The sequence below is a fragment of the Propionicimonas sp. genome (assembly GCF_034927565.1).
Lineage (GTDB): Bacteria > Actinomycetota > Actinomycetes > Propionibacteriales > Propionibacteriaceae > Propionicimonas.
Genome location: NZ_JAYFPT010000026.1, coordinates 1 through 22226 on the forward strand (window position 1 = coordinate 1; position 22226 = coordinate 22226).

At 71.7% G+C, this 22226-nt stretch carries 22 protein-coding genes; 5 read left to right on the plus strand and 17 right to left on the minus strand.

Annotated elements, in window-relative coordinates; genetic code table 11:
• Positions 1–675, plus strand: a 675-nt coding sequence (locus tag VB080_RS05815; protein WP_323417493.1) for a dihydrofolate reductase family protein, incomplete at its 5' end; no start/stop codon positions are given.
• 172 nt (positions 676–847) lie between these two features.
• Here VB080_RS05815 and VB080_RS05820 read toward each other — a convergent pair.
• Both VB080_RS05820 and VB080_RS05825 read right to left on the minus strand, forming a co-directional pair.
• Positions 848–1087, minus strand: coding sequence for a zinc ribbon domain-containing protein (locus tag VB080_RS05820; protein ID WP_323417494.1), 240 nt, complete (start codon positions 1085–1087; stop codon positions 848–850).
• Positions 1084–1509 (minus strand): MarR family winged helix-turn-helix transcriptional regulator, encoded by a 426-nt coding sequence (locus VB080_RS05825; protein ID WP_323417495.1) that lies wholly within the window; start codon positions 1507–1509, stop codon positions 1084–1086. Before VB080_RS05825 ends, VB080_RS05820 begins: the two co-directional genes overlap by 4 nt.
• A 120-nt stretch (positions 1510–1629) precedes the next feature.
• On the opposite strand from VB080_RS05825, the gene VB080_RS05830 reads away from it, so the two are divergent.
• Positions 1630–2847, plus strand: coding sequence for a pyridoxal phosphate-dependent aminotransferase (locus tag VB080_RS05830; protein ID WP_323417496.1), 1218 nt, complete (start codon positions 1630–1632; stop codon positions 2845–2847).
• Between the two features lie 70 nt (positions 2848–2917).
• Here the strand turns inward: VB080_RS05830 and VB080_RS05835 are convergent, their stop codons facing one another.
• From VB080_RS05835 to hutH, 7 genes are all read right to left on the minus strand, one after another.
• Positions 2918–3739 carry an HAD family hydrolase gene (locus tag VB080_RS05835; RefSeq protein ID WP_323417497.1) on the minus strand — a complete coding sequence of 274 codons (822 nt, stop codon included), beginning with the start codon at positions 3737–3739 and terminating at the stop codon, positions 2918–2920.
• A 41-nt stretch (positions 3740–3780) separates the two neighbouring features.
• Positions 3781–4344 (minus strand): NAD(P)H-dependent oxidoreductase, encoded by a 564-nt coding sequence (locus VB080_RS05840; protein ID WP_323417498.1) that lies wholly within the window; start codon positions 4342–4344, stop codon positions 3781–3783.
• Positions 4345–4748: 404 nt separating this feature from the next.
• Positions 4749–5885 (minus strand): imidazolonepropionase, encoded by a 1137-nt coding sequence (gene hutI / locus VB080_RS05845; RefSeq protein ID WP_416339608.1) that lies wholly within the window; start codon positions 5883–5885, stop codon positions 4749–4751.
• Entirely contained in the window at positions 5882–7006 is a 1125-nt protein-coding gene (locus tag VB080_RS05850; RefSeq protein WP_323417499.1) for a formimidoylglutamate deiminase, read from the minus strand. The genes hutI and VB080_RS05850 overlap by 4 nt, the downstream gene beginning before the upstream one ends.
• On the minus strand, positions 7003–8190 hold the full coding sequence (locus VB080_RS05855) for an allantoate amidohydrolase (protein WP_323417500.1): 1188 nt from the start codon (positions 8188–8190) through the stop codon (positions 7003–7005). The genes VB080_RS05850 and VB080_RS05855 overlap by 4 nt, the downstream gene beginning before the upstream one ends.
• A 199-nt stretch (positions 8191–8389) precedes the next feature.
• Positions 8390–10039 carry a urocanate hydratase gene (hutU, locus tag VB080_RS05860; RefSeq protein WP_323417501.1) on the minus strand — a complete coding sequence of 550 codons (1650 nt, stop codon included), beginning with the start codon at positions 10037–10039 and terminating at the stop codon, positions 8390–8392.
• Complete coding sequence (gene hutH / locus VB080_RS05865; protein WP_323417502.1) at positions 10036–11568, minus strand: histidine ammonia-lyase; 1533 nt, start codon at positions 11566–11568, stop codon at positions 10036–10038. The genes hutU and hutH overlap by 4 nt, the downstream gene beginning before the upstream one ends.
• Positions 11569–11655: 87 nt before the next feature.
• Here hutH and VB080_RS05870 point away from each other — a divergent pair, with 87 nt between their 5' ends.
• Entirely contained in the window at positions 11656–12399 is a 744-nt protein-coding gene (locus tag VB080_RS05870; RefSeq protein ID WP_323417503.1) for an IclR family transcriptional regulator, read from the plus strand.
• A 615-nt stretch (positions 12400–13014) separates the two neighbouring features.
• On the opposite strand, the gene helR is transcribed toward VB080_RS05870, so the two are convergent.
• The 3 genes from helR to VB080_RS05885 form a co-directional block, all read right to left on the minus strand.
• Positions 13015–15195, minus strand: coding sequence for an RNA polymerase recycling motor ATPase HelR (gene helR, locus VB080_RS05875; RefSeq protein WP_323417504.1), 2181 nt, complete (start codon positions 15193–15195; stop codon positions 13015–13017).
• 243 nt (positions 15196–15438) lie between these two features.
• Complete coding sequence (locus VB080_RS05880; RefSeq protein WP_323417505.1) at positions 15439–16101, minus strand: response regulator transcription factor; 663 nt, start codon at positions 16099–16101, stop codon at positions 15439–15441.
• 11 nt (positions 16102–16112) lie between these two features.
• Positions 16113–17330 carry a sensor histidine kinase gene (locus VB080_RS05885; protein ID WP_323417506.1) on the minus strand — a complete coding sequence of 406 codons (1218 nt, stop codon included), beginning with the start codon at positions 17328–17330 and terminating at the stop codon, positions 16113–16115.
• A 93-nt stretch (positions 17331–17423) separates the two neighbouring features.
• Between VB080_RS05885 and VB080_RS05890 the strand changes: the two genes are divergently transcribed.
• Both VB080_RS05890 and VB080_RS05895 read left to right on the plus strand, forming a co-directional pair.
• A complete protein-coding gene (locus VB080_RS05890) occupies positions 17424–17549 on the plus strand; it encodes a DLW-39 family protein (protein WP_323417507.1) in 126 nt (41 codons plus the stop codon).
• A gap of 69 nt (positions 17550–17618) precedes the next feature.
• Positions 17619–18641, plus strand: coding sequence for an LCP family protein (locus tag VB080_RS05895; RefSeq protein ID WP_323417508.1), 1023 nt, complete (start codon positions 17619–17621; stop codon positions 18639–18641).
• 50 nt (positions 18642–18691) lie between these two features.
• Here the strand turns inward: VB080_RS05895 and VB080_RS05900 are convergent, their stop codons facing one another.
• The 5 genes from VB080_RS05900 to VB080_RS05920 all read right to left on the minus strand — a co-directional run bounded on the left by VB080_RS05900 (position 18692) and on the right by VB080_RS05920 (position 22221).
• A complete protein-coding gene (locus VB080_RS05900) occupies positions 18692–19102 on the minus strand; it encodes a hypothetical protein (RefSeq protein WP_323417509.1) in 411 nt (136 codons plus the stop codon).
• A gap of 56 nt (positions 19103–19158) precedes the next feature.
• Positions 19159–19845: a CE1759 family FMN reductase gene (locus tag VB080_RS05905; RefSeq protein ID WP_323417510.1), complete on the minus strand. Its 687-nt coding sequence runs from the start codon at positions 19843–19845 to the stop codon at positions 19159–19161.
• Between the two features lie 22 nt (positions 19846–19867).
• Positions 19868–21052 carry an LLM class flavin-dependent oxidoreductase gene (locus VB080_RS05910; RefSeq protein ID WP_323417511.1) on the minus strand — a complete coding sequence of 395 codons (1185 nt, stop codon included), beginning with the start codon at positions 21050–21052 and terminating at the stop codon, positions 19868–19870.
• A gap of 120 nt (positions 21053–21172) precedes the next feature.
• Positions 21173–21850 (minus strand): A24 family peptidase, encoded by a 678-nt coding sequence (locus VB080_RS05915; RefSeq protein ID WP_323417512.1) that lies wholly within the window; start codon positions 21848–21850, stop codon positions 21173–21175.
• Positions 21847–22221, minus strand: coding sequence for a DUF192 domain-containing protein (locus VB080_RS05920; protein WP_323417513.1), 375 nt, complete (start codon positions 22219–22221; stop codon positions 21847–21849). The genes VB080_RS05915 and VB080_RS05920 overlap by 4 nt, the downstream gene beginning before the upstream one ends.
• Positions 22222–22226 lie beyond the last annotated feature (5 nt).

Below are 22226 nucleotides of genomic sequence, written 5' to 3' on the forward strand. Positions count from 1 at the left end.
CGGGTGCACAACTTCTCGGTCTCGCTGGACGGGTTCGGGGTCGGTGAGGGTCAGCGGCTGGAGGCACCGTTCGGGCACGCCGGAACCCGCCTGCTCGACTGGGCGTTGCCGACCCGGACCTTCATGGAGATGGGTTTCCACGGTGAGGGAGAAGGCACCGTCGGCGTGGACGAGGCCTTCGCGAGCCAGTGGAACACCGGCATCGGCGTGGAGATCATGGGGCGCAACAAGTTCGCCCCCAAGGCTGGGCCCTGGCCCGACGACCAGTGGCGAGGCTGGTGGGGCGACAACCCGCCCTTCCACACGCCGGTGATCGTCCTCACCCACCATCCCCGTCCCCCGCTGGAAATGGACGGCGGCACCACCTTCTACTTCATCAACGCGACGCCGGTGGACGCCCTGCGGCAGGCCCGGGAGTTGGCCGGTGGCCTCGACGTCCGTATCGGTGGTGGCGTGACCACGGTCCGCCAGTTCCTCCAGGCGGACCTGATCGATGAGCTGCACCTTGCCGTGGCGCCCGTCCTGCTGGGACGGGGCGAGCGGCTCTGGGACGGGCTGGAAGGCCTGGAGCAGCGCTTCCACATCGAACCGGTGGCCTCGCCCAGCGGCGTCGTCCACCTGACCTTCTCGCGGCGGCACGGCGAAGACTCCGCCCCACCGGTGAGCGGCTCCTGAATCGTCTGCCGGAGAGTTGTCGGGCACAGGTCCGGGTGGGGGTGTCGCGATTCTGCGCCTCGATGGCCCCAGATGGCTGGCAAGGGCCGTTCGGCACGATCGACTGGCAGGATTGCGACACTCTTGAGCGCCGAGGAACATGAGCCGCAAGGCGTGGCGGAGAAGGTCGGCCTCAGGCGTTGCCGACCAGCCTGGGATGGTTGCGCCAGGCGGGCATGGTGGCCAGGTAGGCGCGGGTCTCGGCTTCGACCTGCTCGCGGGGTGCGTCCGGCGAGCGCCGGGCCTGCCAGGCGACCATGGTGGCGAACCGGGTGTCGAAGTCCTGCAGGTTGCCGTCTGCGTCCACGCAGTAATCGCAGTAGTGGCCCGACTCGATCGGCATGCCGCAACTCTCACAGCTGACATCGTTCATGGCGTTTCCTTTCTCGAAGCTGACACGAGGGCGTTGAGCCCGTCGATGAGGCCACGTCGGGTGGTCTCGTCCAGGTGGTGCATGGCCCTGGCCACGAGGGTCCGGTCGAGCACGTCGGCGTCGGTCCGCAGCCGTTCGAGCCCCGCCGGGGTGAGCCACACCAGGGTGCGGCGGCGGTTGTCCGGGTCGGGCTCGCGTTCCAGCAGGCCGTGGCCCTCGAGCTGGCTGACGATCTCGCTGACCACCGACTGCGCCCGGTCGAGGTGCCGTGCGGCCTCTCCGATCGAGATCGGCCCGGTCCGCGACAGGTGCTGCAGCACGGCCCGGGAGGCATTGCTGAGCCCGCCCCGGCGTCCGTCCCGGCGGTGGAAGGCCAGGTAGGCGGCCGGGAAGCACTCGCAGAACTCGTCGGCGGCATCCATGCCTCCATCGTCCGGGGGCGTGGATTCATCGTCAATCCCGATGAATGCGTCCGATGACTCGAGGTGAGTCAGGGGCGGACGGACGCCGGCGCCGGGATGGCGGCTGGCAGACTGGGGCGCATGCGTCCCATCGCCCAATCCAAGAAGCTGCAGCACGTCCGCTATGACGTCCGGGGTCCGATTCTGGTCGAGGCCGAGCGGCTGGAGGCAGAGGGGCACAAAATCCTCAAGCTCAACATCGGCAACACCGCACCCTTCGGCTTCGAGGCTCCCGAGGGGATCCTCGCCGACATGACCCACCACCTGCCGGAGTCGCAGGGCTACTCCGACTCGCGCGGCATCTACTCGGCCCGCACAGCCGTGGCGCAGTACTACCAGTCCCGGGGCCTCACCCGGACGACCATCGATGACGTCTACATCGGCAACGGCGTCTCGGAGCTGATCATGATGGTGCTGCAGGCCTTCATCGACAACGGCGACGAGATCCTCGTCCCGGCTCCCGACTACCCGCTGTGGACCGGCGCGGTGACGCTGTGTGGCGGCGTGCCGGTGCACTACCGCTGCGACGAGGACAACGGCTGGAACCCCGACCTGGAGCAGCTGGAGGCCGCGATCACCGAGCGGACCCGGGCGCTGGTGCTGATCAACCCCAACAACCCGACCGGCGCGGTGTACAGCGAGGCGACGGTGCGCGGCATGGTCGACATCGCCCGCCGGCACGACCTGGTGGTGATGGCCGACGAGATCTACGAGAAGATCGTCTTCGACGCCGCCGTCCACCACCACACCGCCTCCTTCGCCGACGAGGACGTGCTGTGCCTCACCTTCTCCGGGCTCTCCAAGGCCTACCGGGTCTGCGGCTACCGGGCCGGCTGGGTGATGATCTCGGGGCCCAAGCACCTGGCGTCGAACTTCCTCGAAGGCTTCACCCTGCTGTCGAACATGCGGATGTGCTCCAACGTCCCCGGCCAGCACGCCATCCAGACTGCGCTGGGCGGCTACCAGTCGATCAACGAGCTGATCGTGCCCGGCGGACGGTTCTACGAGCAGTCGAAACTGGCCGCCCGGCTGCTCAACGAGCTCCCGGGGGTGAGCTGTGTGGAACCGAAAGGGGCGCTGTACTGCTTCCCGCGGCTCGACCCGGCGGTCTACCCGATTGAGGACGACGAGGCCTTCGTGATCGAGCTGTTGCGGGCCAAGAAGCTCCTGGTCACCCACGGAACCGGCTTCAACTGGCCCGAGACCGACCACTTCCGGCTGGTCACCCTGCCCGACGCGGGCGTGCTCACCGAGGCGATCGGCCGGATCGGCGACTTCCTCACCACCTGGCGTCCCTGACCGGCCGGTTCGCGGGTGACGGTCGGCACAGGGTTCAGCTGTGGGTCCGGTCCTGGAGTCGGGCGGGTCCTCAGCCAGCGAGCCCCAACTCGGCGAAAGCCCTGACCAGCCCGGCTTCCGCCGGGCCGGGGACGATCAACTGGGCGGCCGCGCGAACCTCCTGGGGAGCGTCCTGGACGGCAACCCCGGTGCCGGCGTAGGCGAGCATCTCCAGGTCGTTGGCGCCGTCCCCGATGGCGATGACGTCCGACCGTCGCAGCCCGAGGCGTTCCTCCACCACCGCGATCCCGACCGACTTGTCCATGCCCCGCAGGAACAGCTCGCCGGCGTGGCCGCTCAGGTCTGTGACCGAGTCCGGCAGATCGCCGACCTCCGGCCCGATCAACGCGGCCAGTGTCGTCACCGAGAGCGCCGAATCGAAGATCGCCACCTTGGCGAAGGAACAGCCGGTCAGGTCGTCGCTGGCATGCAGGGCTGCCAGCAGTTCGTCGGTTCCGTCCTGCGGGTCGCCGGGCCAGGACGGGCTGGTGAACAGCGCCCGGACCCGCTCGGCAGCGGACACCGAACTGAACAGTGCCGCCGGCGCCTCCAGGACGAAGCTCACGTCCTGCGAGGTGAGGACGGCGGTCGTGCGGGCGGCGAGCCCGGCCGGGAACCGGATGTCGCTGAGCACCTCGCCGCCCAGTTCGACGTAACAGCCGGCCGTGCAGACCAGTCCGTCGAACACCCCTTCGCGCACCCGGCGCGGCACCATCACCTTCGGCCGACCGGTACACAGGAACACCAGGTTGCCCGCAGCCCGGGCCTCGCGCACGACCTGGAGATGACCTGGCGGGATCCACCCGTGATCGGCGAAGGTGCCGTCGAAGTCGACGAAGACGGTCTTGTTCATGAGCGCCAGCGACGCTACCAGACCGGTGTGGACGAGACCGGTCAGCCCCGCAGCGGAGCGAGCGCCTCGCTGAGCGTGACGATCTCGTCCAGCTGCAGGCCGAGCACCGTCCGCTGCTGCTCGTTGGGCTCGAATTCCCCGTCGTCGGTGAGCTGGCGTTGCGGGAAGTTGATCTCGATATTGCCCCTGGTGGCCACCATCCCCAGCGCGGTGGTCACCGCCCGGAACGAGGCCTGGGCGCGGGTTCCGCCGGAGTTGCCACCCCAGTTGACGAAGCCGACCGGCTTGCGGTCCCACTCGCTGTGCAGGTAGTCGACGGCGTTCTTGATCGGGGCGGAGTAGCTGTGGTTGTACTCCGGGAACAGGAAGACGAAACCGTCGGCGGCCTCGGCTCGCTTGCTCCAGGCGACGGTGTGCTCGTGGAGGTACTTCTTCAGCCGCGGGTGGTTCGGCTCGTCCATCAGGGGCAGGTTCAGCTCGGCGAGATCGGCGTAGTCGACGGTGAATCGGCTGTCGGCCTCTGCCGTCCGCTTCACCCATTCACCGATCGGACCACCGATGCGTCCGGAACGAATGCTGCCATTGACGATCAGAAGGTTGGTCACGAGTACTCCATTACGATGTAGTTGATTGCGCAACTACTTTAGCCCTCGGTCGAAGGCCAGCGGACGGGCGTCCACCACTCAATTCGGGGAGTGCAGAAAAAACTTCGGGAAGTCGCGTCATAGTTGCCGTCCCTGCGGGTCTTTCCCGATAGCGGCGTCGGGAGGGGGACGGCGGCACGGCCTGGTCGGCAGGGGACTCCTGCCGCACCGGATGGGGCTGGTGAGTTCGGGGGAACCGATCTCGTCCGGTGACCGGGCCGTCCGAGCGGCACCGCAGGCAGGTTCCAGCCTTGGCTGGTCATGTGCGCGTCGGTTCCGGAACCCGGTGGGGGGCTGGGCTCCGGAACCGACCACGCGCGACGCCACCTGTCGACCGGCTCAACCGGGGGGTGAGCCGGTCGACATCACCGGGCCGTCGAATACACCCCCGCCACCAGCGGGACACCCGGCCGATAGCTGAGGTGGACGTGGCTGGGGGCGTTCAGCACCACCAGGTCTGCCCTGGCTCCTGGGCGAAGGTGGCCGATGTCGTCGCGGCGCAGCGACCATGCACCGCCCTGGGTGGCGGCGTGCAGGGCCTCCAGCGGGGTCATCCCGAGTTCCCGGACGGCGAGCGCGATGCAGAACGGCATCGACGAGGTGTAGGAGGTGCCCGGGTTGCAGTCCGTGGCCAGCGCCACCCGGACACCGGCGGCCAGCAGCCGGCGGGCGTCCGGATAGGGGTGCCGGGTGGAGAACTCAACCCCGGGCAGCAGGCCTGCCACCACCCCAGTGTCTGCCAGCGCTGCCACATCGGCGGCGTCGAGATAGGTGCAGTGGTCGGCCGCGGCGGCCCCGAGTTCACAGGCCAGCTGGACGCCTGGTCCGAAGCCGAGCTGGCCCGCGTGGATCCGGGGTTCCAGCCCCGCGTCCATGCCGGCACGCAGCACGGTCCGGGCCTGGTCGGCGTCGAAGGCACCGCGTTCGCAGAAGACATCCACCCAGCGCGCGTGCGGGGCGCAGGCGGCGAGCATGGGGCCGGTGACCAGGGCGAGGTAGTCGTCGGCCGCCCAGCCGGTGGGCACCACGTGCGCGCCGAGGAAGGTGGTCTCGGGGGTGAATTGTCCCGCGATCCGCAGGCTGCGGGCCTCGGCCTCGACGTCCAGCCCGTAGCCGGACTTGATCTCGACGGTGGTGGTGCCCTGGCTGCGCAGTTCGGCGACCCGGGCCGCGACCAACCCGGCCAACTGTTCGTCGCTCGCCTGGCGGGTGGCCGTCACGGTGGTGCGGATCCCGCCGGCGGTGTAGGCCTGTCCGGCCATTCTGGCCTCGAACTCGGCTGCCCGGTCGCCGGCGAACACCAGGTGGGTGTGGGAGTCGACGAAGCCGGGGATCATCGCCGCGCCAGCCAGGTCCACCGCGTCGTCGGCGGCCGGGGTGGCAGACGAGTCGCCCACCCAGGCCACCCGGCCGTCGGAGACCACCAGCCCGGCGTCGCGCTGGACCGGACGCTCCTCGTCCCAGGTGGTCAGTTCGCCGATGTTGAGGTAGGCGGTGCTCACAGCCGCCCCCACAGCTCGTCGACCACCGCGGCCAGCTCAGCTTGCACCCAGCCGGGGTCGAGCCCCTCGGGCGGCACCACGTCGGCGGCCGAAGCCGCCCACAGTGGTTCGGTGGCGCCGGCCGTCCGCACCGAGTCGTGCAGCTCGAAGCCGCCCAGCCCGTCGAAACCCAGCGAGGCGGCGCCGTCGGTGGTGGCCGCCCGCCACAGCGCCCGGGCATCCCAGCCGTCCCGGGTGCCGCTGGCCAGTCGTTCGTGCAGGGCCAGGCTGCGGGCCTCGGCGAAGCCGTCGATCACGGTGTTGGAGTCCGAGCCGAGAGTGATCCGGGCCCCGGCTTCCCGCAGCGCGATGCTCGGGCCGATGCCGTCGGCCAGCTCGGCCTCGGTGGTCGGGCAGAAGCAGACGTAGCCGCCTGCCTGGCCCAGGACCGCGATGTCGTCGTCGGTCAGGTGGGTGGCGTGGACGGCGGTCGTCCGCGGCGTCCAGACCCCGGCCTCGGCGAGCAGCGCCACCGGGGTGCGGCTGGTGGCGGCCAGGCAGGCGTCGTTCTCGGCCGGCTGCTCGGAGGCGTGGACGTGCAGCGGCGCCGCGGGGAGCGCCGCCACCACGGTGGGGAAGCTGACGGAATCCACCGCGCGCACCGAGTGGATTGCCGTCCCGATCACCACCGCCGGGTTGTCCTGGTACCGGTTGGCGAGGTCGACCACCCGGACGGCCCAGGTCTCGGCGTCGGGGTCGACGAACCGCCGCTGCGCGGGCGACAACTCCTCACCGGCGAACCCGGCCCGCAGGTAGCAGGCGTCCAGCAGGCAGATTCTGATGCCCACCTCCCAGGCTGCAGCGATCGCCGCCTCGGCCATGGCATTCGGGTCGTCGTAGGGGACGCCGCCCGGCCCGTGGTGCAGGTAGTGGAACTCGCCCACCGCGCCGAAGCCGGCCAGCGCCATCTCGGCGTAGGTGGCCCGGGCCAGCCGGTAGTACAGCTCGGGGTCGAGCGCTTCGGCGAGGGCGTACATGCCGTCCCGCCAGCCCCAGAAGGTGCGCCCGCCGCCGGGCCGTCCGCGCAGCGCCCGGTGGAACAGGTGGGAGTGGCAGTTGGCGAAGGCCGGCCAGGTGGTCATGCCAGATTCTCGATCACCCGGGCCAGCGCCGCGACGCCGGCCTCGCAGTCGTCCGGCGTGGCGAACTCGGACGGGGCGTGCGAGACCCCGGTGGGGTTGCGGACGAACAGCATCGCCGTCGGCACCCGTGCGGCCAGGATCCCGGCGTCGTGGCCGGCCCCGGTGGGCAGGGTCGGGGCACCCAGCAGCCCGGCCAGCCGGTCGCGCAGGGCAGCGTCGAAAGCCACCGCCGCGGTCACCGATTCGGCGGTGAGGTCGACCCCGGTGCCGTGGGCGGCCGCTGCCTGCCGGGTCTCGGCCAGGATCTGGCCGACCAGCTGCTCCAGCGCCGGCTCGCTGTCCGCGCGGGCGTCCAGCCAGGCCTGCACCAGCACCGGGATCGCATTGGTGTTGCCGGGCAGGACCTGGATCCGTCCGAAGGTGGCCCGCTGACCGGTCTCCTCGGCGATGCGGGCAGCCGCCAGCACCGCAGCGGCGTAGCTGAGCATCGGGTCGTGGCGGTCGACCATCGCCGTGGTGCCGGCATGGTTGGGCTCGCCGGTCAGGTCCAGCCGGTAGCGGCCGTGCGGCCAGATCGCCGACGCCACCCCGACCGCCGCCTCGCCATCGGCCAGGTGGCGTCCCTGTTCGACGTGCAACTCGACGAAGGCGCCCACCTGACCCAGCCAGTCGGACGGGCCCACTGCCGCCGGATCGCGTCCCTGGGCAGCCATCGCCTCGGCCAGGGTGGTGCCGTCCTGGTCGCGCAGGCCGAGGGCGCGCTCGGCCGACAGGGCGCCGGTCGCCAGCCGCGAGCCGACGCAGGCCACACCGAACCGGGCACCCTCCTCGTCGGTGAAGTTGGCCACCACCACCGGACGCGAGGGTGCGAAGCCACGCGCGCGCAGCAGGTCGAGCGCAGCGAAGGTGGACACCACCCCAAGCGGACCGTCGTAAGCGCCGCCGCCGCGTACCGAGTCGAGGTGCGAGCCGACCAGCAGGGCGTCGTCACCGTGCCCCCACCACGCGAGCTGGTTGCCGTTCCCGTCCTCGGTCAGGTCGAACCCGCGGCGGGTCGCCTCGGCGGCGAACCATTCGCGCAACTCCAGCGTGGGGGCTTCCCAGGCCAGCCGGTCGTACCCGCCGGTGCCCCGGTCGCGTCCGATCGGCGCGAGCTCGGCCAGCAGTCCGGTAGCGGTGGCCATCACGCCACCTCCCGGGCCAGGGGACGGTTCCGTGGCACAGCGGGACGGTTCCGCTGGCTCGCCGAGTCTTCGCCCCGGTCAGGCAAGTCTTCGTGGGCCGGAGAACCGTCCCCCGGCCCATGCAGGCGGCCACGCCGGAATGGTTCCCCCGGTCCCAGCGGGCCACCGGAACCGTGCCCATGTCCTGGTCGTGCGCCCATCACAGGCCCATCGGAATCCGGACGCCGCGTTCGCGGGCGACCTCGCGGGCGCGCTCGTAGCCGGCGTCGACGTGCCGCATCACGCCGGTTCCCGGGTCGTTGAGCAGCACCCGGGAGATCTTCTGAGCAGCCAGATCGGTGCCGTCGGCGACCACCACCTGGCCGGCGTGGATGGAGCGGCCGATGCCGACCCCGCCGCCGTGGTGGATCGACACCCAGGTGGCTCCCGAGGCGGTGTTGAGCAGGGCGTTCAGCAGCGGCCAGTCGGCGATCGCGTCCGAACCGTCCGCCATCGCCTCGGTCTCGCGGTAGGGGGAGGCGACCGAGCCGGCGTCGAGATGGTCGCGGCCGATCACGATCGGCGCCGAGATCGCCCCGGACGCCACCAGTTCGTTGAACCGCAGCCCGGCCAGGTGGCGCTCGCCGTAGCCCAGCCAGCAGATCCTGGCCGGCAGGCCCTCGAAGTGCACCTTCTCACCGGCTGCGGTGATCCAGCGGCGCAGGTGCTGGTCGTGCGGGAACAGGTCGAGGATGGCCTGGTCGGTGACCGCGATGTCGTGCGGGTCGCCGGACAGTGCCGCCCAGCGGAACGGTCCCTTCCCCTCGCAGAACAGCGGACGGATGTACGCCGGCACGAACCCGGGGAAGGCGAAGGCCCGCTCGAACCCGCCCAGCCGGGCCTCCTCGCGGATCGAGTTGCCGTAGTCGAAGACCTCGGCACCCGCGTCCTGGAAGCCGACCATCGCTGCCACGTGCGCGGCCATCGACTCCCGGGCCCGGGTGGTGAAGCCCTCCGGGTCGGCCGCGGCGGCGGTGTGCCACTCGGCCACGCTCATCCCGAGCGGCAGGTAGGCCAGCGGGTCGTGGGCCGAGGTCTGGTCGGTGACGATGTCGATCGCGACCCCGTCGGCCAGCAGCCGCGGGAACACCTCGGCGGCATTGCCCACCAGCCCCACCGACAACTGACGGTGTTCCGCTTTGGCCGCCAGCACCCGGGCCACCGCCTCGGCATAGGACGAGGTGTACTCATCGAGGTAGCCGTGCTCGACCCGGCGGGCCAGCCGGGCGGAGTCCACGTCCACGATCAGCACCACGCCCTCGTTCATGGTCACCGCCAGCGGCTGGGCGCCGCCCATCCCGCCGCAGCCGGCGGTGAGCGTCAGGGTGCCGGCCAGCGTCCCGCCGAACCGCTTGCGGGCCACCGCGCCGAAGGTCTCGTAGGTGCCCTGCAGGATGCCCTGGGTACCGATGTAGATCCACGAGCCGGCGGTCATCTGGCCGTACATGGTCAGCCCGAGCGCCTCAAGCCGGCGGAACTCCGGCCAGGTCGCCCAGTCGCCGACCAGGTTGGAGTTCGCGATCAGCACCCGCGGCGCCCACTCGTGGGTGCGGAAGATGCCGACCGGTTTGCCCGACTGCACCAGCAGGGTCTCGTCGGCCTCAAGCTCCTTCAGACTGGCGACGATCGCGTCGTAGGCCTCCCAGGAGCGGGCCGCGCGTCCCGAGCCGCCGTAGATCACCAGGTCCTCCGGACGCTCGGCGACCTCGGGGTCGAGGTTGTTCATCAGCATCCGCAGCGGGGCCTCGGTCTGCCAGCTGCGGGCGGTGAGGGTGGTGCCACGGGGGGCGCGGACGGCGGGATGGGTCATGATGCAACCTTTGCGTGGGTGAGGGCGGCCTGGCGCAGGTCGCCGGTGGCGAGCAGGGTGACGGTGGCCTCGATCTCGGGGGCGAGCCAGCGGTCGGGGCCCGGCCCCTCGACCACCTCGCGCAGCCGGGCCACCACCGCACCGGTCGCGGGGGCGGGGGTGAGCGGGGCGCGCAGGTCGATCGCGCGGGCGGCGGTGAGGATCTCGATCGCCAGCACCCGGCGCAACCCGTCCACCGCGCGGCGCAGCTTGCGGGCGGCATGCCAGCCCAGCGACACGTGGTCCTCCTGCATGGCGCTGGACGGGATCGAGTCCACGCTGGCCGGCACCGCCAGCCGCTTCAGTTCCGCGACGATCCCGGCCTGGGTGTACTGGGCGATCATGTGCCCGGAGTCCACGCCGGGGTCGTCGGCCAGGAAGGGCGGCAGGCCGCGGTTGCGCGCCACGTCGAGGAAGCGGTCGGTGCGCCGCTCGCTCATCGAGGCGACATCGGCCACCGGGATCGCCAGGAAGTCCAGGACGTGCGCCAGCGGGGCGCCATGGAAGTTGCCGTGCGACTCCACCCGTCCGTCGGCCAGCACCGAGGGGTTGTCGATCGCGGAGGCCAGCTCGACCTCGGCCACTGTCGTTGCGTACGCCAGCGCGCTGCGCAGGCTGCCGTGCACCTGCGGGGCGCAGCGCAGCGAGTAGGCGTCCTGCACCTCCCCGTCGCCGTGCCGATGGCTGGCAACGATCGCCGAGCCAGCCAGGAAACGCCGCAGGTTGGCCGCCGACTCGGCCTGCCCCGGGTGCGGACGCAAGGCCATCAGATCGGCGGCGAACACCCGGTCGGTGCCCAGCTGGCCCTCGACGCTCATCGCGGCGGCCAGGTCGGCGACGTCGGCCAGCTCCGCCAGGTCGGCCAGCGCCAGGACGAGCATGCCCAGCATCCCGTCGGTGCCGTTGATCAGCGCCAGGCCTTCCTTCTCCGCCAGGATGATCGGCGTGAGGCCGTGGTCGGCGAGCGCCTCGGCAGCGGGACGGACGACCTCGCCGTCGGCCACCTCACCCTCGCCGGTGAGCGCCAGTGCGCAGTGGGCCAGCGGCGCCAGGTCGCCCGAGCAGCCCAGGCTGCCGTACTCGCCGACCACCGGCACCAGCCCGGAGTTGAGCAGGTCGGCATAGGCCTGGGCGGTCTCCAGCCGGACGCCGCAGTGCCCGGTGGCCAGGGTGGACAGCCGCAGCAGCATCAGCGCGCGCACCACCTCGTCCTCCACCCGCGGGCCAGAGCCGGCCGCGTGGGAGCGGATCAGGCTGCGCTGCAACTGGACCCGCGACGCGGCCGGGATGTGCCGGCGGGCCAGGGCGCCGAACCCGGTCGAGACCCCGTACACCGGGGTGTCGCCGGAGGCGGCCCGATCGACCGCCGCCCGGGCAGCGAGGATCGCACTGCGCGCGGTCTCGCCCAGTTCGACCCGGGCGCGCTGCCGGGCGACCGCGAGCACCTCGTCGCGGGCCAGCGGGCCCGGGGTCACGGTGATGGTCTGCATGACCTCATTCAACGGCCCGATGCGGGGCCGGGACCACTAGCGGGGACGGGATTGTGTCTCGTATCCGAGATGGGCGACGATGGAGGTGTGTCCCGTCCTGTCCCTGCCGCGACGGCGGCGCTGCGGGTGCTGGTCTACCTCTCGGGAAAGCCGACGCCGGTCCCGGCCAGCCGGATCGCCGCCGACCTCGGCCTGCCCCGGTCGACCACCTACCACCTGCTGGCGGCCATGGCCGAGGAGTCCTTCGTCGTCCACTACGGCGACGAACAGACCTGGGGAGTGGGGGTGGCCGTCTGGGAGGTGGGGCAGGGCTACACCCGGCAGGCTCCGCTGGCCCGGCTCGCCCGGGTGCCGCTGGCCCGGCTGGTCGACCGGGTGGGGCAGTCCGCGCACCTGGCCGTGCTGCAGGGCGCGGAGGTCTACTACATCCACGAGGAGCGGGCGGTCGGACGGCCGCCCCTGGTCACCGCCGCCGGAGTGCGACTGCCCGCTCACCTGACCGCCTCCGGCCGGGCGATCATGGCCCGGCTGTCGCCGGCGCAGGTGCGGGTGCTGTATCCGGCCGCCACCGCCTTCGTCGACCGCACCGGGCTTGGCCCCAGGACGCCGTCCGAGCTGCGGCGGGTGCTGGCCGAGACCCGGCGCCGGGGCTATGCCACCGAGGAGTCCGAGGTCACACCCGGGTTCGCCTCGGTGGCGGTGGCGATCGACTCCCCGGCCAACCGGGCCAGCGTGGCGGTCACCTGGCAGGACGGGTCGGTCCCCGACCCGGGGGCCGTCGTGGACGGTCTGCGGGAAGCGGTGGCGACGATCGAGGAACGGCTGCGCTAGAGCTCGCAACGGTCAGGGATAGGGAGACACGCTCTGGGCCTGTCCGCTGGGTAGCGACTGGTCGGGTCCGGCCCGGTGCTCATCGTCCGCCGGTGGTTGCCGGCGGCAGAGTCAGGAGGGGACAGGACCAGTACTGGGTGGCGAGAATTCCTCGCGGCTGGCCGGGTGGGGTCCAAATGGGGGAGTTCTGGGGGGAACGGGGACCCCGCCCGGGGTCAGGCAGGTCGGACGACGCCGCTGGCAGGCTCCAGCCCGTGGCTGGTCATGCGCGTGCGTCGATTTCGGAGCCCGATGGGGGCTGGGTTCCGAAAATCGGCTCCGCAGCTCCGCTCCGACCGTCGTGAGAAGGTAATCCTGCCGGCGACGACACAGACGCCAGCGACATTGTCGTGACGATGAACCCGATGGTGAGACTCCCACACCACGCCGACTTCCCCCCTGCGCCCGCCCTCCTCGGAGGGCACGAGGGAACCATAGCGAACCCTGCCGGTGCCGACCGGGAATTGGACAGACGATTCGGGGTGTTTCCGGAAGAGGTTGGACGGCTGCCCGGCTGGGCCCGGAATTCGGCCCGAAAGGGCGCTGGCCGGCTCGGAACTGGGGAGGCGCCCCGGTTCACCCCTCAGCAGGGCTGGTGAGGACCACCAGGTGCTGGGTGGCGCGGGTCATCGCCACGTAGCGGTCGACCGCGCCCTGGACGCCGTCCCCGAAACGCTGCGGGTCGACCAGCACGACCAGGTCGAACTCCAGCCCCTTCACCTGGTCCGGTGGCAGCAGACGCACCCCGTCCTGAGCCGGAAGTGGGGCAACCTCCCTCAGCCACGGAGCGCCAGGCCCCGCCGCACCGATCACGCAGACGGTGCCGTCGGTGTGATCGGACCGCCAGGTGGCCAGGACACGGCCGAGGGCGGCGACCGGGCCGTGTTCGACCGGCCGTCCGCTGTGCCGGATGGAGGTTGGCACCGACGCATCCGGCAGGACGGCGCGGATCACCGGCTCGGCCTCGGCCATCACCTCCGCCGGGGTGCGGTAGTTGACGGTGAGGGTGGCCTGCCGGGGTGTACCGAACCCCACCCGCTCGAGGCGCTGCTGCCAGGTCTCGGCGAAGCCCCGCCTGGCCTGGGCGCGGTCGCCGACGACGGTGACGCTGCGGGACGGACAGCGCCGTAGCAGCATCAGCCACTCGGCGTCGGTGAGTTCCTGTGCCTCGTCGACGATCAGATGGGCGAACGGCCCGGCCAGCCGGTCGGGATCGACCCGGGGCACCGCGTCGGAGTCGACCAGATCCTGCCGCAGACTGTCCCGCCGCAGCAGTTGCAGCCCGCTGTCCGGGTCGTCGTCGGTGGCCAGCAGGTAGTCGACCACATCGTCCATGTACTCCCGGTCGGCGGCCAGCACAGCCTCCCGCTGCCGGCGACGATGCGAGGCCTCCGGATCGCCCAGCCGCTGGCGCATGGCGTCCAGCAGTGGCAGGTCGGCCACCGTCCACGGCGAACCCTCCGGACGGCGCAGCGCGCGAACCTCGTCCGGGCCCAGCCGGGGAGCGCAGCGCCGCAGGTAGGCGGGCACCGACCACAGGTCGCTGACCAGGTCGGGGGCTTCCAGGATCGGCCAGGCCCGGGAGAAGGTGCGGGCCAGATCGGGGTTGCCGGCGAAGGCCCGGCGGAGTTCGTCCTCCGACGCCTCGGTCTGGTCGAAGGCGTCGAGCAGGATCTCGACCAGGGCCTCCCAGACCTCGTCGCGGGCCTCGTTGTGCGGGGTACCCGGGCTGGGGGACGAGAACGCCTCGGCCCAGTCGGCCGGGGTCAGGGTGGCCTCGCCGGCCCAGGTCTCGACCACGAAGGGTTCAGCCGGTGGCTCCTCGTAGAGGCCGACCGCGGGCTCGACCGCGTCCAGCAGCCGGGCCGAGGCCTTCAGCCGGGCGAGTTCGGGATCGTCCTCGGCGACCGCGTCGGCGCCCTCGGGCACCAGATCGCGCAGCGTGCAGGTCGCCACCCCGTCCTCGCCCAGGCTGGGCAGCACGTCGGCAACGTAGGACAGGTAGGGACGGTGCGGGCCGACCACCAGGACGCCGCCCCGGCCGGCACCCAGCCGCGGGTCGGCGTAGAGCAGATAGGCCGCCCGGTGCAGTGCGACCACCGTCTTGCCGGTGCCGGGGCCGCCGTCCACCACCAGGGCGCCGTGGGAATCGGCGCGGATGATCGCGTCCTGGTCGGCAGCGATGGTGCCCAGCACGTCCTGCATCCGGCCGGTGCGGCTGGCGCCCAGGCTGGCGATGAAGGCGGAGTCGTCGTCCAGGGCGAGACCGTCGAGCCGGTCGGTGGTGAAGGCCTCGTCCCAGTAGTCGGTGATCCGGCCGTCGGTCCAACGGTAGCGGCGGCGGCTCGCCAGACCCAGCGGGTTGGCCGCGGTGGCGGCGAAGAACGGCTCGGCGGCCGGCGTGCGCCAGTCGATCAGCAGCTGCCGGCCGGCGGTGTCGGTGAGGCCGATCCGTCCGACGTAGACCGGGTCGGGGTGGTCGGCGAAGACCATCCTGCCCAGGCAGATGTCCAGGCCGAACCGCTGCAGCAGCCGCTGCCGGGCGCTGAGCCGGTGGATGGCGAGATCGCGGTCAAGCGCCCCCCGTCCGCGGCGGGTGGGCTGCCGCCGCAGCTCGTCCAGCTGGCTGGCGAGGTCGCCCAACTGGTGGTCGAGGCTGGCGGTGATTGCCGCGAACTGGCGCCGGTCGGCGCCGATCAGCGCGGGGTCGTCCTTGGCGGCGGTTCGGGTGGGCAGGTGGAAGACATCAGGTGACACGAGGTGAGATTCTGCGCCTTCAGGGGGGCCTTGCGGCAAGACCCCCCTGCCGCTATATGGTGGAATTGCAGGGGCGTTCGTCCCCCACCTCGTCGGCGATGCGGGTGAACAACAGCCCACCCTCTGCCCAGCAGAAACCGGGCAGTAGAGGCCAGGCGCGTGGATAATCCACGCGACCTACCGGAATCACCCGGTTTGTGCGGACGCCGCACGGCCGGGCCCGCAGCGGGGGCTGGGCCCGGGTCAGCGGCGCACCAGGCCGGTCTCGTAGGCGATCAGAACCAGGCCGACCCGGTCGCGGGCGCCGAGCTTGGACAGCAGTCGGCCGATGTGGGTCTTGACGGTGCCCTCGGCCATGTAGAGCCGCGAGCCGATCTCGGCGTTGGTGGCACCCTGGGCGACCTCGATCAACACCTCGCGCTCTCGGTCGGTCAGCACGTCGAGCCGGGCGTCGTTGCCGTCCGGGTTGGTCGGCAGCGTGGGGATCACATGGTCGAGCAACCGCCGGGTGGCGGACGGGGCCATCACCGCCTCGCCGGCCGCCACCGTCCGGATCGCGTTCAGCAGGTCGGCAGGCCGGGCGTCCTTCAGCATGAAGCCACTCGCGCCGGCCTTCAGCGCGCTGAACACGTACTCGTCCAGATCGAAGGTGGTCAGCACCAGGACGCGGGTGTCCAGCCCACTCTCGGCGATCCGGCGGGTGGCCTCCACCCCGTCCATCACCGGCATCCTGATGTCCATCAGCACCACATCGGCGCGGCTGGCGGGTAGCCGTGCCAGGGTCTCGGCGCCGTCCGACGCCTCCCCGACCACCTCGAGGTCGTCCTCGGCCTCGATCATCATCGCCAGGCCACTGCGCACCAGCGCCTGGTCGTCGGCCAGGAAGACCCGGATCGGTTGGGGCATCGGCGTTCCCTTCAGTGGGTCGAGGCGGGACGGTAGGGCACCAGCGGCAGCACCACGGTGAGCTGGAAGCCGCCGCTGGGACGGGGACGGGCGACCATCCGTCCACCCATCGAGGTGACCCGCTCGTTCATGCCACGCAGGCCGTGGCCGGGCTGGGCGGTCTGGGTGGCGTCGGGGACGCCGTTGTCGAGCACGTCGACGATGATCTCGGTGGGCGCGTAGGTGAGGGTCACCCAGGCCAGCGCGGCGGGCCCGGCGTGCTTGAGCACATTGGTGAGCGCCTCCTGCACCACCCGGTAGACGGTCAGCTCCATCGCGGCGCTGACCCGGGGCGGCTGGCCGTTCACGCTGAGCTGGAACCGGTCGGAGGTGCGCGCGACCAGGTCGGGGATGTCGGTCAGCCGGGGCGCCGGGGCGAAATCGGCCTCACTCTGGCCGGGGTCGGCCCGCAGCACGCCGAGGATCCGGCGCATCTCGGTGAGCGATTCGCGTCCGGTCTCGGCGATGGTGTCGAGGGCGGCGATCGCCGCCTCGGGCTTCTTGGCGGCCATCGCCCGGCCGCCCTCGGCCTGGACGATGATCACCGACAGCGAGTGGGCGACGATGTCGTGCAGCTCGCGGGCGATCTGGTTGCGGGCGCGGGACTCGGCCAGCCGGGCCTGCTGCTCGCGTTCGGTGATCAGCGAGCGGTAGCGCTCCTCCGCCGTGGCCACCAGATGGGCGTGGGCGGTGAACTCCTCGCGGACCCGGCGTCCGATCGCGTACGGCGTGACCACCAGGCCGATGCAGACGAACCAGGCCAGGACGAACCACACCACCTGGTTGAGGCTGGTCCGGGAGAGGTCGCCGATCACCCACCGGGCCGGCCCCAGGACGGCGCCGACCGCCCCGACCACCAGCACGACCCGAGCGACATGCCCGGGCACCCAGCGGGCGACCGAGTAGGCGACGATCGGGATCACCACCAGCGAGGGCAGCGGCAGGCTGGCGTAGACGAGTTGCAGCAGGGCGCCCACCGAGATCAGCGCGAGGGTCAGCAGCGGCGAGTGCCGCCGCAACACCATCGGCAGCACCATCAGCAGCGAGCTGAGCATCACCTGGGTGCCGTGCGGCCCCGACCCCCAGTACGGCGGGACGGTGAGCAGCGCCAGCCCGGTCGCCAGGGCGGCGTCCAGCGCCCAGTCGTGCTTGGTGGCACCAGCTGGGAACAGCAACTCGCGGACGTCCATCGTCCCCAAGCGTACGGGCGAGGTCGAGAGCCCGCTCCCCAGAGTCGGGCGGAACGCCGGTGGCGGTTGGAGGCGGCTCCTAAGCTGCTGGGCGTGAAGAAGTTCCTGACCGTGGTGACGGCCGTCGCGGGCGCCGGGTATGTGCTGTGGCGCTGCTGGCAGGCGTCCAACGCCTCCACCGCCCAGGCCTGGGCCGCGGGGACCGACCAGGTCGACTGACGCGGTCGTGGCCGATCACCAGCACGCAGCACGCGGCCGCGTCCGGGCGGCCGCGGGGGTGACGCAGCGGTGACATCCCCAGGAGGTCCTGCCGACCAGTTCTGGCACGGTGAGGGGCGCGCGCAGCCGACCCCTTCCCGGGGCCGGACGGTCTGGTTGATCCTGCTGATCGGCTTCCTCGCCCTGCTGCTCGGGGCGACCAGCTTCCTGCTCGGACGAGCGCACACCCTGCTGTCGGGGATCCAGCGGGACGCCTCCCTGCTCCCCGAACGCGAGGCCGGGCAGTCGCCGCCGGCCGACGGTCCGGGCCGGCCGATCGACTTCGTGATCATGGCCGCCGGCTCCGGCGAGCAGGACGAGTGTCCCAGCGACGAACTGCTGATCGCCCATCTGAGCGCCGCGCGCGACCGGCTCTACCTGATCTCCGTCCCGCCCGAGTTGTACGTGGACATACCCGGCCACGGCGAGGCCACGGTCAACGCCGCGATGGAACTCGGCGGCCCGGCGCTCTCAGTGCAGACCCTGGAGGGTCTGCTCGGCTTCCAGGTCGAACACGCCGCGCTGGTCGACTTCGACCGGTTCTACGCCCTGGCCGACACCGTCGACGGCGTCGACATCGACAACCGGGTCGAGTCCGGCAGCGCGGGCTTCGCCTTCCCGAAGGGGGAACTCCACCTCGACGGTGACGCCCTGCTGGCCTACGTCGGCCAGTGCGACGGCCTGCCCGACGGCAGCCGGGATCGCGCCGAGCGGCAGCGCACCGTTCTGAAGGCGATGGCCACCAGGCTGGCCACGCCCGCGGTGCTCACCCATCCGTCAACGCTGGCCACGATCACCAGCGAGGTCGGCCGATGCCTGACGGTGGACGCCGGGCTGACCGACGCCGCGCTCTGGCAGTTCGCCAGCAGCCTGCGCCTGGTGGACTCCGACGACATCGTCACCTTCCAGGCACCGATCGCCGGCTCCGGCTCCCGGAAGGGCGCTCAGGTCGATCTGGCCGACGACCAGGCGATGGCCGAACTCGGCGAGGCGCTGGTGGGGGACGCCATGGACGCCTACGTCCGCGACCACAAGCTGGGGGACGGCGGCTGACCGGCTGACCCCTCGCCGGCTGACCCCTCGCCGGCAGGCCGCTGCCCGGTTCAGGCCAGGCTGTCGGCGTCCTCGTGGTGCGGTGGGCGCAGCAGCAGGGCGAGGGCCTGCCCGACCGCGGCTGCCTGGTCCTCCGGATCGTCCAGGGTCGCCAGCCGTCCGGCGAGCGCGGGGTTCTCGGCCGCGGCCCACAGCAGGATGTCGTAGATCTCGAAGGTGATCTCGGTCAGATCGCCGTGGTCGTCGATCTTGATCCACAGGTCGAGGCACGGCGGTGGCCACTCCTGCCCGTAGGAGGCGTCGATGTCCGTCCACGGATAGCGTCGCGCGAACGACTCCGCGTCGGTCTCGAACAGCACGGCCCTACCGCCCTCGGCTTCGTCCTGGACGGTGTTGAAGTCGAACCCGAAGGGCGCGAGTTCATCGGCCAGTGCGTCGAGGTAGTCCTCCGGCAGCTCCATGCTCGAAACCCTAGTTCGCCGCGCAGCCCCAGGCCACCCGGATCACCGAATCGGCCTCACGGGGTGGTGGAGCGGGGCAGCGAGCCGCCGGCGGCCAGCCGCATCAGGTCGGAGTCGAGATTGATCGACAGCTCGCCGCTGGTGCCGGCGTCGTGCTGGTAGCTGTCCCAGGAAGCCTCGCGCACCCGGGTGGCGAAGCCGGATTCCATCAGCAGCACCAGCTCGAAGGCTGCTCGGTCGATCCGCCTGTTCAGGGAGCTGTCGCTCCAGTCCTCGCTGGCGGCGAACAGCGAGGTGGGGACGGTCAGCGTCCGCAGGTAGGCGAACAGCGAGCGCATCTGCTGATCGATCACCAGCGCATGCCGGGACGTCCCGGCGGTGGCCGCCAGCACCACCGGCTTGGCGATCAGCAGGTCGTTGTCGAGGACGTGGAAGAAGGACGTGAACAGCCCGCTCGGCCCGGCCTTGTAGACCGGGGTGCTGGCGATGATCCCGTCCGCCCGGCCGAGCAGCTCGACGGCCTGGCTGAGCCGGGGGCCGAGCAGCTGGGAGACCATCGCGGTGGTGATCTCGGACGCCAGGTCGCGCAGGTCGATCACCTCGACCGTCGCCGCCCGTCCCCGCTGCCGGGCGATGTCGACCACCCGGCCGGCGACCCGGTCGGCGAGCAGCCTGGTCGAGGACGGGTCGGAGGTGCCGCCGCTCACGACGGCGAGCTGGAAGGGCGAGGGCTGTTCGGTCATCTGTGGTCCGGTCGATGCTGGGTCACAGAGCAGGGTAGCTCGCCCGGACCGAGTCGTCGCTGTCCTGGTACGGCGACGAACCGGTGACGTTGTCGCCCCGGTTGGCGTTCGGACGAGGGGCGCGCGCCGGGCCGTCGCCGTACCGCGCCCGCACCAGACTGGTGTGGGTCGGAGCCTCGGGGGCCTGCGGATCCCGGCGTTCGGCGACCTGGCTGCGGAGCTCGGACACCACCTCGCCCAGCAGGTCGAGCTGGTTCAGCACCATCGGCAGCGGCATCCCGGCATGGTCGATCAGGAAGAGCTGCCGCTGGTAGTCGCCGACGTACTCCCGGAAGGTCAGCGTCTTCTCGATCACCTCCTGCGGCGAACCGACGGTCAGCGGCGTGAGCTCGGTGTACTCCTCCAGCGACGGGCCGTGGCCGTAGACCGGCGCCTCGGCGAAGTACGGCCGGAACTCCTTCTTGGCGTCCTGCGACCGGCGCGCGATGTAGGCCTGCCCGCCCAGCCCGACGATGGCCTGCTTCGCGGTGCCGTGGCCGTAGTGGGCGAAGCGCTGCCGGTAGAAGTCGATCAGCTTGCTGGAGTGCTCCGTGGGCCAGAAGATGTGGTTGGCGAAGAAGCCGTCGCCGTAGAAGGCAGCCTGTTCGGCGATCTCCGGGGTGCGGATCGAGCCGTGCCAGACGAACGGCGGGACGTCGTCCAGCGGCCGGGGGGTGGCGGTGAAGCCCTGCAGCGGGGTGCGGAACCTGCCCTCGGCGTCGACCACGTCCTCGCGCCACAGCCGGTGCAACAGGTTGTAGTTCTCCAGGGCGAGTGGCAGCCCCTGACGGATGTCCTTGCCGAACCACGGGTAGACCGGGGCGGTGTTGCCGCGGCCGAGCATCAGGTCCATCCGGCCCTTGCTGAGGTGCTGCAGCATGGCGTACTCCTCGGCGATCCGCACCGGGTCGTTGGTGGTGATCAGCGTGGTGGCGGTGGACAGGATCAGCCGCTCGGTCCGGGCTGCGATGTAGGCCAGCAGGGTGGTCGGGGCAGAGGAGAAGAAGGGCGGGTTGTGATGCTCGCCGATCGCGAACACGTCCAGCCCCACCTCCTCGGCGTGTTGTGCGATGGTGACGACCGCGTTGATCCGCTCGGCCTCACTCGGTGTCTGACCGGTGACCGGATCGCGGGTGATGTCGCTCACCGAGAAGACCCCGAACTGCATTGCCACTCCTGAGTTGCGTGCGTGCATAGACGCAACGGGTGCGGCCCGGAATCCATTCCCGCCCGGTGCCGGGCCGAGGAGGCGCCGGGTTCGGACGGAGCCGTCACCCGGGCCGGCTGGTCAGGCGATGAACAGCGCCAGCGCGGTCCCGATCACCAGGGACGGGCCGAAGCTGAAGGCGTCCTTGCGTCCGGCCCGCCCGGTGACCAGCAGGACGAGCGCCCAGACCGCGCCGATGCCGAAGGTCAGCACCAGGCCGGCCAGCCAGGGCGTCCAGCCGAACCAGCCCAGGACGGCGCCCAGGCTGAGCGCGAGCTTCGCGTCGCCCAGGCCCATCGCCTCCCGGTGCGGCGGGAGCAGCCGCGAGACCACCAGCAGGGACAGGTAGCCGGCTGCCAGCGCCAGGCCGGCCAGTGCCGCGCGCACCGCCCGGCCGGGCTCACCGACCGCGAAGCCCGCGACGGTGGCCCAGACCAGCGCCGCCGCGGCCAGCGGAAGGGTGAGCAGGTTCGGCAGCCGGCCGACGTCGGCGTCGATGCCGGCGGCCAGCAGCCAGGCGCAGACGAAGACCAGCGGGCCCACGGCGACGCCGACCGGCCAGCGGGCGGACAGTCCGAAGCCGGCCACCACCACCAGCAGTGGTGCCAGCACGGCGATCCACCAGTGCCGGCGGCGCGGCAGCTCTCGCTCCTCGTCCAGCCGGTAGCGGTGGCCGCGCAGCCACCAGGCGGCGGCCAGTCCGGCGACCAGCCCGCCACCGGCGATCGCCAGCAGCAGAACGGGCAACTCGCTGGTCACTGCTGGTCCGCGGGCGAGCCGACGGCCAGCCGGCAGCCCGGCGCGATGCCGTGCGCGGCCATGAAACCGGCCGACGCCTCAACCGTGATCCGGGCCCCCCGCAACGGCCGGGTCAGCCCCAGCCACGGCCGCAACGTGCGGACCTCGAGCACGGTGCCGTCGGCGGACAGGGTGGCGGCGTCGAGCGGGTAGCGCATCCCCATCATGTGCACGCTGGCGCAGGGTTCCAGCCACAGCGCACCCTCCACCCCGGTAGTGCCCAGCAGCCCCCGGGCCCGCGTCCTGGCACTGTCGGCCACCAGCAGCGGTCCCACCGGCCGGCCGTCGCGCAGCAGCAGGAACGGCCCCGGTCCGGCGATCCGTTCGGTCACGCCGC